Genomic DNA, 12,397 nt, shown 5'->3' with positions numbered 1-12,397 from the left:
CGGTGCCGGTTCAGGAACCGCCGTTGATCTTGGCCTCGGTGATCGCGCCGTCCGCGACACCCCACTTCTCGATGATCTTCTTGTACTCACCGTTGTCGATGATCGCCTGGACGGCGGCCTGGAGCGCGTCGCGCAGCTCCGTGTTGTCCTTGGCGACGGCGATGCCGTACGGGCCCGCCTCGACCTGGTCGCCGACGATCTCGAAGTACTTGCCGCCGCCGGCGTTCTTCACGGAGTACGCGGCGATCGGGAAGTCGGCGGAGACGACGTCCGCGCCCTTGGACCGCATCCGGGTCTCGGCCTCGGGGTTCGTGGCGAAGTCCTCGATCTTGAGGGTGCCCTTGCCGTCCTTCTTGCACTTCTCCGCCTGGTCCTTGGCGAGGTCGTGGGAGAAGGTGTTGCGCTGGACGGCCATCGTCTTGCCGCACAGGTCGTCCCAGGTGCTGATGCCCTGCGCGTCGCCCTTGTTGGTGTAGAGGGAGACACCCGCGGTGAAGTAGTCGACGAAGTCGACGCCCTCGCCGACCTTCTTGCCGGTGTCGCCGTCGATGCCCTCCTGGCGGTCCTTGGTGTCGGTCATGGCCGACATCGCGATGTCGTAGCGCTTGGACGCCAGACCACCGATGAGGGTGTCGAACGTGGCGTTCTGGAACTCGAACTTTACGCCGAGCTGCTTGCCCATGGCCGCGGCGAGGTCCGGGTCGATGCCGGCGGTCTTGCCGGAGTCGTCCTTGAACTCGACGGGCGCGTACGCGATGTCCGATCCGACGCGGATCACACCCTTGTCGCGGATGGCCTGGGGCAGCTTGTCGGCCAGCGGCGCCGCGCTGGTCTCGCTGCTGTCGGAGCCGTTGTCCTTGGTCTGGTCACCGCAGCCGGTGAGAATCAGGGCGCCTGCGACCGCGATCGAGGCGACCGCTGCCAGCCGAGAGCGCGTGGCGGTCGTACGACGGGTGGTGCTTGCGGTCATGGTGGGTTCCTCCGGCGGATGGGTGGAGTTGCCGATGGGTCGACGAGAGCACACGCCTTCGAGTGTCGCGACCTCGTGTGATTACGGCATCTTGCCATTCGGACTCGGCGATTCAGGGTGCCCGCTATGTCAAAATCGGATAACGGATTACCCCCGAACCCCATCAGGTCGGTACATCACGGCCGCACCTTCTGCGGGAATCTTCCCTTCCGGCCGGAAGATCTTCGGCATGTCTCAGGATCCGGATGAACCGGGCGGCCCTGACCTGCGGCGCTTGAGCGCGAATCGGGCGCCCGTCAAGGGGCATCGGCTGCTTGTCCGTATGACATCGCATGATTCATGTCACCGCTGAGCGGTGATCGATGATCGTTCTTCGTTCCGCCATGTGAGCTTGCACGTATTGGACTCGTCCTCGATGCCGTCCGTCCGGTAAGAAGGTGCTTTACACCCCTCATCCGGGGCTCAGGGCGCGTGTGCGGCGCGCCCGTCGCGTATACGCCCGCAGTTGACCGTACGTATCGGTAACTGGGCCGTGCGCGGTGCCCGCCCACCCCTCACCTGGGAGTGGCCACCCTCAAACCATGAATACTTAAGGGGTCAGACAAAGTGGCAGCGGAGATCGTCAATCCTCGCAGCGACAGCGATACGGGTCAGGACGGAGGGGCCGAGCCCCTCGATTCCTTCGATCCCGCGTTCGCGCTGCACCGCGGCGGCAAGATGGCAGTGCAAGCCACCGTGCCGGTCCGCGACAAGGACGACCTGTCCCTGGCGTACACGCCCGGCGTGGCGAAAGTGTGCAGCGCCATCGCCGAGCAGCCGGAGCTCGTCCACGACTACACGTGGAAGTCCTCCGTGGTCGCCGTCGTGACCGACGGTACGGCCGTGCTCGGGCTCGGAGACATCGGGCCCGAGGCCTCCCTTCCGGTGATGGAGGGCAAGGCGATTCTGTTCAAGCAGTTCGGCGGCGTGGACGCGGTGCCGATCGCGCTGGACTGCACCGGCGTCGACGAGATCGTCGAGACCGTGGTGCGCCTCGCGCCCTCCTTCGGGGGCGTCAACCTGGAGGACATCTCGGCGCCGCGGTGCTTCGAGATCGAGCGCAAGCTCCAGGAGCGGCTGGACATTCCGATCTTCCACGACGACCAGCACGGTACGGCGGTCGTGACGCTGGCCGCGCTGCGGAACGCCGCGCGGCTGAGCGGGCGGGAGATCGGGCAGCTGCGGGCGGTCATCTCCGGCGCCGGGGCGGCCGGGGTCGCCATCGCCAAGATGCTGGTCGGGGCCGGGATCGGCGATGTGGCGCTGGCCGACCGCAAGGGCATCATCTCGGCGGACCGTACGGATCTGACCGACGTCAAGCGCGAGGTCGCCGGGTTCACGAACAAGGCCGGGATCTCCGGTTCCCTCGAGGACGCCCTGTCCGGCGCCGACGTCTTCATCGGCGTCTCCGGCGGTACGGTCGCGGAGTCCGCGGTCGCCTCCATGGCCAAGGGTGCCTTCGTGTTCGCGATGGCCAACCCGAACCCCGAGGTGCACCCCGAGGTCGCGCACAAGTACGCGGCGGTCGTGGCGACGGGGCGGTCGGACTTCCCGAACCAGATCAACAACGTCCTCGCCTTCCCCGGGATCTTCGCGGGCGCCCTTCAGGTCCGGGCCTCCCGGATCACGGAGGGGATGAAGATCGCGGCGGCGGAGGCGCTGGCGTCGGTGGTCGGTGACGATCTCGCCGCGGACTATGTCATCCCGTCCCCCTTCGACGAGCGGGTCGCTCCGGCGGTCACGGCGGCGGTTGCTGCCGCGGCTCGGGCGGAGGGTGTGGCGCGGCGCTGAGCCGTGTGCGGTAGCTGAGGTGGCCCCGGCCGGGTTTTCTGGCCGGGGTCATTTTTTACCTGGGGGTTGGGCTGGGCGGGTGGTTTGTCCTTCGCCCCCGCCGCCCCTACCCGTCCCTCCCCCAGAAGGGGGACCCCCACTGGGGGCTGCCGCCCCCAGACCCCCGCTGTCGGCCCTGAACGGGCCTCGTCCTCAAACGCCGGACGGGCTGAGATGTGGCGTCCTGCGATGTGGCCCGCCCGAAGCACAAGAGGGCATGTGTCACAGGGGGTGGCGGTTCCGGAGTTGGGGGTGCGGGCCTATCGTCAAGGTCATGTTCGCTGTCTACGCCGCCCGAATCGACCGCGACCAGCCGCTCAGCGGACTTGAGTTGGGGGAGCGGCCCGCTCCCGAGGCTCGTCCCGGCTGGAGTGTCGTCAACATCAAAGCCGCCTCCCTCAACCACCACGACCTCTGGTCCCTGCGCGGCGTCGGCCTCGCGGAGGACAAGCTGCCGATGATCCTCGGCTGCGACGCCGCCGGAGTCGACCAGGACGGCAACGAGGTCGTCCTGCACTCCGTCATCGGCCAGAGCGGTCACGGCGTGGGTCCCAGGGAACCCCGCTCGATCCTCACCGAGCACTACCAGGGCACCTTCGCCGAACAGGTCGCCGTGCCCACCTGGAACATCCTGCCCAAGCCCAAGGAGCTGTCCTTCGCCGAGGCGGCCTGTCTGCCGACCGCGTGGCTCACCGCCTACCGGATGCTCTTCACCAACGCCGGTGTCCGCCCCGGTGACTCAGTCCTCGTCCAAGGCGCCGGCGGAGGCGTCGCCACCGCCGCGATCGTCCTCGGCAAGGCCGCCGGGCTGCGCGTCTTCGCGACGAGCCGTGACGAGGCCAAGCGGAAGCGGGCTCTTGAGCTCGGTGCCGTGGAGGCCGTCGAGCCTGGCGCCCGGCTGCCGCAGCGTGTCGACGCCGTCATCGAGACCGTCGGCGCCGCCACCTGGTCGCACTCCATCAAGTCCCTGCGTCCCGGCGGCACCGTCGTCATCTCCGGCGCCACCAGCGGTGACCGGCCCTCCCACGCCGAACTCACCCGGATCTTCTTCCTGGAGCTCAAGGTCGTCGGCTCGACCATGGGCACCAAGGACGAGCTGGAGGACCTCCTCTCGTTCTGCGCCGCCACCGGTGTCCGTCCCGTCATCGACGAGGTCCTGCCCATGGACCGGGCTCGCGAGGGCTTCGAGAAGATGGCGTCGGGGGAGCTGTTCGGCAAGGTCGTGCTCACCAACTGACCCCTCCATCGGCATATGGCGGGTCCGGGACTGTCCGGGCCCGCCTTTTGCGTATCCATCGTGTCAACCAGGGTTGACGGATGCTGCTCTGTCAACCTAGATTGACAGGCATGAGTGAGGCAACCGATCTCGCCGAGCGCGCCGGCGATCGTGACCCGAGGGTCGGCCTGCGTGCCGTCGCCGCGCTGCGCCGACTGCTGGAGCAGCTGGAGTCCGTGCAGGTGCGCAGCGCGCGCAATCAGGGGTGGTCGTGGCAGGAGATCGCCGCGGAACTCGGGGTCAGCAGGCAGGCCGTGCACAAGAAGTACGGGAGGCATTGATGTTCGAACGATTCACCAAGGACGCCCGCGCGGTCGTGACCGGAGCGGTCGAGCAGGCGGAACGGTCCGGCGCCCGCACCGTCGACGCCGAGCACCTGTTGCTCGCCCTGCTCGACCGGGAAGCCAGCCGGGGCTCCTTCGCGCTGGCCGCGCTGGGGCTCGCGGAGCGCAAGGAGTCGGTACGGGAGGCGCTGGGCGAGGCCCGTCGTCGTGCCGGACTCTCCCAGGCCGAGGCCGACGCCCTCGCGGGGCTCGGTATCGATGTCGCCGAGATCGTCGCCCGGGTCGAGGAGGTGCACGGCGTCGGCGCGATGTCCGGCGACCGCAAGGGCAAGGATCGGCGGTCCGGTCACCGTCCCTTCAGCCGGGAGGCCAAGGACACCCTGGTGCGCTCCCTGCGCGTCGCCGTCGCCCGCGGTGACCGGCACATCGGCGACGAGCACATCCTCCTCGCCCTGACGACCCAGCCCGGAGTACCCGCCGAGACCCTCGCCGACCACGGAGTCACCAACCTGACGCTGACCCGGGTCCTCTACGGAGAGGGCGAGGCCAAGGCCGGGTGACCGGAGGCGGGCCACCCGAGCCTGCGCCGCTGTGCCGGACTCAGGGCTTGGGCGTCCTGAGCAGCGCGCCGATGCGCGCCGCCGCTGTCGACAGGTGCCCGCGGGCGTCCCGGAGCTGGCCCTCCGTGACACCGTGGTCGCGGGCCGCGTCGCGGATGCCGTCGCGGAACCGGTCCAGGAGGCGGTCCAGATCACGGACCGGGTCGCCGGTGGGGTCCTCGTGGGCCCAGGAAGGCTCGAACTCGGCGGGGAAGTCCTCCGGGGTCTCGGAGTACTCGGGGGTGCCGGAGCCCTCGGGACGCGGCTTGGACGCCGTGCCGCTGCCGGTACCGGCCGCTGCACTCGTGCCCGTGCCCGCGCCCGTCCGCCCGAACCCGAAGTCCTTCCCCAGCCCCTTGCCGAAGTCCTTTCCGAACTCGCCGAACTCCTTGGCCAGTTCCGTCAGTCCCTCGCGCACGCCGGTCGGCCAGTCGCCCCGGGCGAAGTGGTCCTGTACGTGGTCCTGGACCCGCTGGGCGATGCGCTGCATCTCCTCCTGGGCCTGGGCGCGCGCCCGGTCCTGCGCCTCCTTGGCCTGGCGCCGGGCACGCTGGGCCTCCTCGCGGGCCCTGCGGCTCTCGTCCTTGGCGCGCCGGGCCTGTTCCTTCCACTCCTGCTTGGCCCGGCGCATCTCCTCCTTGGCCGCGCGCCAGGCCTCCTTGTCGGTGTACTCCGTGAAGTCCCCGAGCGGCGTCTCGGCCTTGGCGCCGCCGCCCTGCCGGGCCTCCGACGCCGCCGCCCGCATCTCGCGCCGCAGATCACCGGCCGCGCCGCGCACATCGGCCCGTATCTCGGCGGCGAGCTCGGCGACCGACTCCCGGATCTCCAGCTCCAGGTCGGCCAGTTCCCCGCTGCGGTCGGCCAGTTCGGCCCGCCCGGCGTCCGTGATGGCGTACACCTTGCGGCCGCCCTCGGTGGTGTGGGTGACCAGCCCTTCGCTCTCCAGCTTCGCCAGCCGGGGGTAGACCGTGCCCGCCGAGGGCGCGTACAGGCCCTGGAAGCGCTCCTCGAGGAGGCGGATCACCTCGTAGCCGTGGCGCGGGGCCTCGTCCAGCAGCTTCAGCAGATACAGGCGGAGGCGGCCGTGGGCGAAGACGGGAGGCATGTCAGAGCACCTTCTTGTCGGTCGTGCCGTCGGCCGGGTCGCCCGGGTCGGCTTCGGTGGCGGGCGTGGAGTCCTGGCCGGAGTCGGAATTCTCCCCTGCGCCGGCCGGTGTGCTCTCCACCGGGGCGTCCTCCCAGGCCTCCGCGTCCCACGGCTCCTCCTCGCGGGCCGGGCGGCGCAGCAGCGCGATGGAGCCGGAGACGGTCGTCGCCCGCAGCCTGCCGTTGCCCGCGCCCAGCTTTCCGGTGATCTTGTGGGCACCCCACTGGCCGTGCACGCGGAGCCCGTCGAAGGCGTTGGAGATGGTGCCGCTCGCGGTGTTGGCCTCGACGTCGGCATCGGCCGGATGCGGGAGCCGGATGGCGATCTCGCCGGAGACGCTGGTGAGCCGCACGTCCGTGGGGCCCTCCGGGTCGAGGTCGACGATCATCGAGCCGCTGACCGAGTCGGCCCGCACCGAGGAGCCCGCGCCCTCGACGACCGTCAGATCCCCGGAGACCGAGTTGAAGCGCAGGTCGCCGGTCACCGCCTGGGCCTCCAGATTCCCGGAGACCGTGTCGGCGCGCACCGGGCCGGAGAGCCCGACCAGAGTCGTGTCGCCGGTGACGCCCTTCACCACCGAGGGGCCACTCACCCCGGAGACCACGGCGGCCGCGCCGACCACGCCCACCTCGACGCGGGTGTCGGCCGGGACCGCCAGCGAGACCACGGCGCTGCGCCGCCAGCCCTTGCGGTCGAGCCACTTCAGGAAGCCCTTCCAGGGCAGGTCCTCATAGGCGACCGTGAGCGTCCCGCCCTGCTGGGTGACCTGAAGGGGTGGGCCCTCCATCTCCGAGACTTCGAGGCGGGCGGAACCTTCGTCGGTCCCCACCACGTTCACCGTTCCATTGACGATCCGTACGTGCAGCTCGCGCACGGGCTCGTCGAAGGTGAGCTTCCTCGGTTCCGCGACGGACCACTCCGACATGGTGACGACCTCCCCGTGACAACGCGCCATATCGCGTCTCCTGTCAATCACGATATATCGCGCCCGAGGAAAGTCAAGACACTCTTTCGGGGAGCGTCGACGCCGCCGAATATGACTAACCAATACAAATCGCCCTAGCGTGTGACCATGTCGACGGAATCTCCCCGTACCGGTCCCGCATCCGGAGGTCCCACCCCCGGAGCCCTGCTGCTCTGCCGGGCGGAGCCGGATTCCGTAGCCCCGGCCGCCCACCTGCTCCGCGAACCCATGCTGCTGGTTCCGGCGGGGGAGTGGAGCGTGCTCGTACCCGAGAGCACGCCCTGGGCCGACGGGGACGAACCGGTCGACCGCGTGCTCACCGGCTGGGCCACCGCGCTCGCCGTCGGCGCCCCCTGGCCCGTACTCGCGCTGTGGTGGGACGGGGACCGCGCCGGGTTCACCCTCGCGTCCGGCTTCCGCCGCCCCGTCGGCTACATCTGGCTCAGCAACGGCACCCCCGTCGGCGAGGACGAGGCCATGCGGACCTTCGCCACCCGCCTGGGTCTGGATCCCGTCCTGGACATGGAGTCCCTTGAGCAGCTCACCCGGCCCGACTCCGGGGCCGATGCCCGCGCCCGCCTCAGTGGCCTGCTGGCGGTCCTCACCCGCGCGGGAGTCGAGCTGCCCGCCGGGCTGGCTCCCGGCGACCGCGCGGACCGTCTCGTCGAGTCAGCGCGGGTTCAGCCGCACGTCCGGGCGATCGAGCGGACGGGCTGGCGTGAGGCGGTCCGCGCGGAACTCGACGCCGTCGACGCGAGCCGACTGGGCACCTGGCTGCCCTGGTCAGGCACCCCCCTCGCCCGCGCGCTCGCCCTCACCCAGATCGCGGCGGGCCTCCCGCTGACCGCCCTCGGACTGCACCGCCGCAGCGCAGGCTGGGCCGCAGCGGGCGCGCTCCTGCTGGCGCACGGCGCCCTGGGACTGGCGTACGACGTGACCCGGCCCCGCGACTGAGACGGCCGTACGAGTCCCCGGCGACCGCCGACTGCTACTCGTCGTCCTCGTCGTCCAGGCGGGCCAGCCACGTCGCCAGTCGCTCCACCGGGACCTCGAAGTCCGGGTTCAGGTCGACGAACGTGCGCAGCTGCTCGGCGAGCCACTCGAAGGTGACCTCCTCCTCGCCGCGCCGCTTCTCCAGTTCTTCGATGCCTCGGTCGGTGAAGTACATGCCCACCAGGATAAACGGCAGGGCCGCACCCCCAATTGGGGGTGCGGCCCTGCCGTAGGACAGAGGCTTACGCCTCGAACACCTCACGCACCAGCTGCTCCTGCTCGGCCTGGTGGCGCTTCGCGGAACCGACCGCCGGGGACGAGCCGTGCGGGCGGGAGATCCGGCGCAGGCGCTCGCCGTGCGGGACGTCCGCGCCGACCGCCAGGTCCAGGTGGTCGATGAGGTTCAGGGCGATGAACGGCCACGCGCCCTGGTTCGCCGGCTCCTCCTGGGTCCACAGGTACTTCTCGGCGTTCGGGTACTTGGCGATCTCGGCCTGGAGCTCGGCACCCGGCAGCGGGTACAGGCGCTCGATGCGGATGATCGCCGTGTCCGTGACACCGCGCTTCTGACGCTCGGCCTCCAGGTCGTAGTAGACCTTGCCGGCGCAGAAGACGACCTTCTTCACCGCGGCCGGGTCGACCGAGGCGTCACCGATGACCGGGCGGAACTGGCCCGTGGTGAACTCCTCCGCCTTCGAGGCCGCCGCCTTCAGACGCAGCATCGACTTCGGCGTGAAGACGACCAGCGGCTTGTGGTGCGGGTTGTGCACCTGCCAGCGCAGGAGGTGGAAGTAGTTCGACGGGAGGGTCGGCATGGCGACCGTCATGTTGTTCTGGGCGCAGAGCTGGAGGAAGCGCTCGACGCGGGCCGAGGAGTGGTCCGGGCCCTGGCCCTCGTAGCCGTGCGGGAGGAGGAGGGTGACGCCGGACGTCTGGCCCCACTTCTGCTCCGCCGCCGAGATGTACTCGTCGACCACCGTCTGCGCGCCGTTGACGAAGTCGCCGAACTGGGCCTCCCACATCACGAGCGCGTCGGGGCGGGCCAGCGAGTAGCCGTACTCGAAGCCCATGACCGCGTACTCGGACAGCAGGGAGTTGTAGACGTTGTAGCGAGCCTGGTCCTCGGCGAGGTACTGGAGCGGGGTGTACTCCTCGCCCGTCTGACGGTTGATGAGGACCGCGTGGCGCTGGCCGAAGGTGCCGCGCTGCGAGTCCTGGCCGGACAGACGGACCGGGGTGCCCTCCAGGAGGAGGGAGCCGACCGCGAGGGTCTCGCCCATGCCCCAGTCGATCGTGCCGTCCTCGATCATCGACGCCCGGCGCTGGAGCTGCGGCAGCAGACGCGGGTGCACGTGGAAGGTGTCGGGGATGTTGACCTGGGACTCGGCGATCCGCTTCACGACCTCCGCGGAGATCGCGGTGTTCACGGCGACCGGGAACTCCGCCTGCGGGTCCGACACCGGTCCCGCGGCCGGCTGGGCCGCGATGGCCTCGCGGACCTCCGTGAAGACCTTCTCCAGCTGGCCCTGGTAGTCCTGGAGCGCCTGTTCGGCCTCTTCCAGGGTGATGTCGCCGCGACCGATGAGGGACTCGGTGTAGAGCTTGCGCACCGAGCGCTTCTTGTCGATCAGGTCGTACATCAGCGGCTGGGTGAAGGCGGGGTTGTCCGACTCGTTGTGACCACGGCGGCGGTAGCAGATGAGGTCGATGACCACATCCTTGTTGAACGCCTGGCGGAACTCGAAGGCCAGCCGCGCCACGCGGACCACGGCCTCCGGGTCGTCGCCGTTCACGTGGAAGATCGGCGCCTCGATCATGCGGGCCACGTCGGTGGCGTACATCGAGGAACGCGACGACTCGGGAGCCGCCGTGAAGCCGACCTGGTTGTTGATGACGATGTGGACCGTGCCGCCGGTGCGGTAGCCGCGCAGCTGCGACATGTTCAGGGTCTCGGCCACCACGCCCTGGCCCGCGAAGGCCGCGTCGCCGTGGAGGGCCACCGGCAGGACGGTGAAGTCCGTGCCGCCCTTGTTGATGATGTCCTGCTTGGCGCGGGCGATGCCCTCGATGACCGGGTCGACCGTCTCCAGGTGGGACGGGTTCGCGGCCAGGGAGACGGTGATCTGCTCGCCGTCCAGGCCCGTGAAGGTGCCCTCGGCGCCCAGGTGGTACTTCACGTCACCGGAGCCGTGCATCGACTTCGGGTCGAGGTTGCCCTCGAACTCGCGGAAGATCTGGGCGTACGACTTGCCGACGATGTTGGCAAGGACGTTCAGGCGGCCGCGGTGGGCCATGCCGATGACGACCTCGTCCAGGCGCGACTCGGCGGCCGAGTCCAGCACCGCGTCGAGCAGCGGGATGACGGACTCGCCGCCCTCCAGCGAGAAGCGCTTCTGGCCGACGTACTTCGTCTGGAGGAAGGTCTCGAAGGCCTCCGCCGCGTTCAGCCGGCGCAGGATGCGCAGCTGCTCCTCGCGCTCGGGCTTGGTGTGCCCGCGCTCGATGCGGTCCTGGATCCACTTGCGCTGCTTCGGGTCCTGGATGTGCATGAACTCGATGCCGGTGGTGCGGCAGTACGAGTCGCGCAGGACGCCGAGGATGTCGCGCAGCTTCATCAGGGACTTGCCGGAGAAGCCGCCGACGGCGAACTCGCGCTCCAGGTCCCACAGGGTGAGGCCGTGCTCGGTGATGTCCAGGTCGGGGTGCTTGCGCTGGCGGTACTCCAGCGGGTCGGTGTCGGCCATGACATGGCCGCGGACCCGGTAGGAGTGGATCAGCTCGAAGACGCGCGCGGCCTTCGTCACGTCGTCGTCGTGCGACGCGTCGATGTCCTTGAGCCAGCGGACCGGCTCGTAGGGGATGCGCAGGGCCTCGAAGATCTCGTCGTAGAAGTTGCCCTCGCCGAGCAGGAAGTTCGCGACGACCCGCAGGAACTCGCCGGAGGCGGCGCCCTGGATGACCCGGTGGTCGTAGGTCGACGTGAGCGTCATGACCTTCGAGATGCCGAGCTTGTTCAGGGTGTCCTGGGAGGTGCCCTGGAACTCCGCCGGGTAGTCCATCGAGCCGACGCCCATGATGACCGACTGGCCGGGCATCAGACGCGGGACCGAGTGGACGGTGCCGAGGCCGCCGGGGTTGGTCAGGGAGACCGTGACCCCGGAGAAGTCGTCCATCGTCAGCTTGCCGTCACGGGCGCGGCGGACGATGTCCTCGTAGGCCTGCCAGAACTCGAAGAAGTTCAGCGTCTCGGCCTTCTTGATGCCCGCGACGACCAGCTGGCGGTCGCCGTTGGGCTTCACCAGGTCGATGGCGAGGCCGAAGTTGACGTGGGCCGGCTTGACCAGGGTCGGCTTGCCGTCCTTCTCCGCGAAGGAGTAGTTCATCGACGGCATAGCCTTGATGGCCTGCACCATCGCGTAGCCGATCAGGTGCGTGAAGGAGATCTTCCCGCCCCGGGCGCGCTTGAGGTGGTTGTTGATGACGATGCGGTTGTCGAACAGCAGCTTCACCGGGACCGCGCGGACCGAGGTGGCGGTCGGCAGCTCCAGCGAGGCGTTCATGTTCTTCGCGACCGCGGCGGCGGGGCCGCGCAGCGTCACCAGCTCGGGGCCCTCCGGGGCCGCGGCGGCGGGCGCGGCCTGCGCGGCCGGCTTGGCGGCGGCGGGCTTTGCCCGGGGCCGGGGCTGCGGCGGGCGCAGGAGCGGCGGCGGCCGGCTTCGGGGCTACGGGCGCCGGGGCCGCAGCGGCGTCCTGAGGGGGCGCGGCCGGAGCGGCGGGCGCCGCCGGAGCCGGAGCGGGCGCCGGGGCGGCGTTACCCGCCGGAGCCGGGGCGGCGACCCCGCCCGGCTTGTAGTCGGCGAAGAAGTCCCACCAGGCTCGGTCCACCGAGTTCGGGTCCTGGAGGTACTGCTGATAGATCTCGTCGACGAGCCACTCGTTCGGCCCGAACGCGGCCGCGGGGTTCTTGCCCGCTTGGTCGGTGTCGGTCGAGATGCTCGAGTTACTGGGGGACTGTGGCGACACGGCGGCAACCGCCCTCTTCCGCTTCACAAGGTTATGGACAGCGGGAATAAAGGCTACGCCCCCATGGCCGGGAAGGTGAGGCCGGGCAAGGTCATCGTCGTGTAAGTCACATCGGAAAGCGTGTTTCGGGCTTGGAAATGGCGGGAAACAAACGCGGTTCCGGTTGTCGAGGTATGCGTCATCCCAGGCCAGGCGCACGGAAGGCGCGGGCCTCTGCCTGATCACACGTGTCCGTCAGCCCGGACGCCCGTGGATCTTGTGGCTCCGGTTCG

General features: G+C 69.8%; 9 protein-coding genes and 1 pseudogene. 5 read left to right on the top strand and 5 right to left on the bottom strand.

All coding sequences use genetic code 11. The features are described 5' to 3' along the window. Positions 1-10: 10 nt before the first annotated feature. Complete coding sequence (locus BN159_RS15185; protein WP_015657866.1) at positions 11-970, bottom strand: ABC transporter substrate-binding protein; 960 nt, start codon at positions 968-970, stop codon at positions 11-13. 606 nt (positions 971-1,576) lie between these two features. On the opposite strand from BN159_RS15185, the gene BN159_RS15180 reads away from it, so the two are divergent. The 4 genes from BN159_RS15180 to BN159_RS15165 all read left to right on the top strand — a co-directional run bounded on the left by BN159_RS15180 (position 1,577) and on the right by BN159_RS15165 (position 4,959). Further along, positions 1,577-2,800 carry an NAD(P)-dependent malic enzyme gene (locus BN159_RS15180; RefSeq protein WP_015657865.1) on the top strand — a complete coding sequence of 408 codons (1,224 nt, stop codon included), beginning with the start codon at positions 1,577-1,579 and terminating at the stop codon, positions 2,798-2,800. Between the two features lie 313 nt (positions 2,801-3,113). Continuing rightward, the gene (locus tag BN159_RS15175; RefSeq protein ID WP_015657864.1) at positions 3,114-4,076 is read left to right on the top strand and encodes a zinc-binding dehydrogenase; all 963 of its coding nucleotides are present in this window, start codon (positions 3,114-3,116) and stop codon (positions 4,074-4,076) included. Positions 4,077-4,186: 110 nt separating this feature from the next. Next, positions 4,187-4,396: a helix-turn-helix domain-containing protein gene (locus BN159_RS15170; RefSeq protein WP_041819333.1), complete on the top strand. Its 210-nt coding sequence runs from the start codon at positions 4,187-4,189 to the stop codon at positions 4,394-4,396. Next, entirely contained in the window at positions 4,396-4,959 is a 564-nt protein-coding gene (locus BN159_RS15165; protein ID WP_015657862.1) for a Clp protease N-terminal domain-containing protein, read from the top strand. The genes BN159_RS15170 and BN159_RS15165 overlap by 1 nt, the downstream gene beginning before the upstream one ends. A gap of 40 nt (positions 4,960-4,999) precedes the next feature. Here the strand turns inward: BN159_RS15165 and BN159_RS15160 are convergent, their stop codons facing one another. Both BN159_RS15160 and BN159_RS15155 read right to left on the bottom strand, forming a co-directional pair. After that, positions 5,000-6,103, bottom strand: a complete 1,104-nt coding sequence (locus BN159_RS15160; RefSeq protein WP_015657861.1) for a PadR family transcriptional regulator — start codon at positions 6,101-6,103, stop codon at positions 5,000-5,002. A 1-nt stretch (position 6,104) separates the two neighbouring features. After that, positions 6,105-7,070 carry a DUF4097 family beta strand repeat-containing protein gene (locus BN159_RS15155; RefSeq protein WP_041821362.1) on the bottom strand — a complete coding sequence of 322 codons (966 nt, stop codon included), beginning with the start codon at positions 7,068-7,070 and terminating at the stop codon, positions 6,105-6,107. Positions 7,071-7,217: 147 nt separating this feature from the next. Between BN159_RS15155 and BN159_RS15150 the strand changes: the two genes are divergently transcribed. After that, positions 7,218-8,063, top strand: a complete 846-nt coding sequence (locus tag BN159_RS15150) for a hypothetical protein (protein ID WP_015657859.1) — start codon at positions 7,218-7,220, stop codon at positions 8,061-8,063. A gap of 34 nt (positions 8,064-8,097) precedes the next feature. Here the strand turns inward: BN159_RS15150 and BN159_RS15145 are convergent, their stop codons facing one another. Together BN159_RS15145 and BN159_RS15140 are read right to left on the bottom strand one after the other, a co-directional pair. Then, positions 8,098-8,277: a DUF6104 family protein gene (locus BN159_RS15145; RefSeq protein WP_003992906.1), complete on the bottom strand. Its 180-nt coding sequence runs from the start codon at positions 8,275-8,277 to the stop codon at positions 8,098-8,100. A gap of 67 nt (positions 8,278-8,344) precedes the next feature. After that, positions 8,345-12,125: pseudogene (locus tag BN159_RS15140) on the bottom strand (multifunctional oxoglutarate decarboxylase/oxoglutarate dehydrogenase thiamine pyrophosphate-binding subunit/dihydrolipoyllysine-residue succinyltransferase subunit). Positions 12,126-12,397 lie beyond the last annotated feature (272 nt).

The organism is Streptomyces davaonensis JCM 4913, assembly GCF_000349325.1.
GTDB lineage: Bacteria > Actinomycetota > Actinomycetes > Streptomycetales > Streptomycetaceae > Streptomyces > Streptomyces davaonensis.
This window is presented reverse-complemented; position numbering and strand designations above follow the sequence as displayed.

Excerpts from the sequence above, each read along its gene's own strand:
- BN159_RS15145 (WP_003992906.1), bottom strand. The coding sequence starts at position 8,277 with ATGTACTTCACCGACCGAGGCATCGAAGAACTGGAGAAGCGGCGCGGC.
- BN159_RS15165 (WP_015657862.1), top strand. The coding sequence starts at position 4,396 with ATGTTCGAACGATTCACCAAGGACGCCCGCGCGGTCGTGACCGGAGCG.
- BN159_RS15160 (WP_015657861.1), bottom strand. The coding sequence starts at position 6,103 with ATGCCTCCCGTCTTCGCCCACGGCCGCCTCCGCCTGTATCTGCTGAAG.
- BN159_RS15150 (WP_015657859.1), top strand. The coding sequence starts at position 7,218 with ATGTCGACGGAATCTCCCCGTACCGGTCCCGCATCCGGAGGTCCCACC.
- BN159_RS15185 (WP_015657866.1), bottom strand. The coding sequence starts at position 970 with ATGACCGCAAGCACCACCCGTCGTACGACCGCCACGCGCTCTCGGCTG.
- BN159_RS15175 (WP_015657864.1), top strand. The coding sequence starts at position 3,114 with ATGTTCGCTGTCTACGCCGCCCGAATCGACCGCGACCAGCCGCTCAGC.
- BN159_RS15155 (WP_041821362.1), bottom strand. The coding sequence starts at position 7,070 with ATGTCGGAGTGGTCCGTCGCGGAACCGAGGAAGCTCACCTTCGACGAG.
- BN159_RS15170 (WP_041819333.1), top strand. The coding sequence starts at position 4,187 with ATGAGTGAGGCAACCGATCTCGCCGAGCGCGCCGGCGATCGTGACCCG.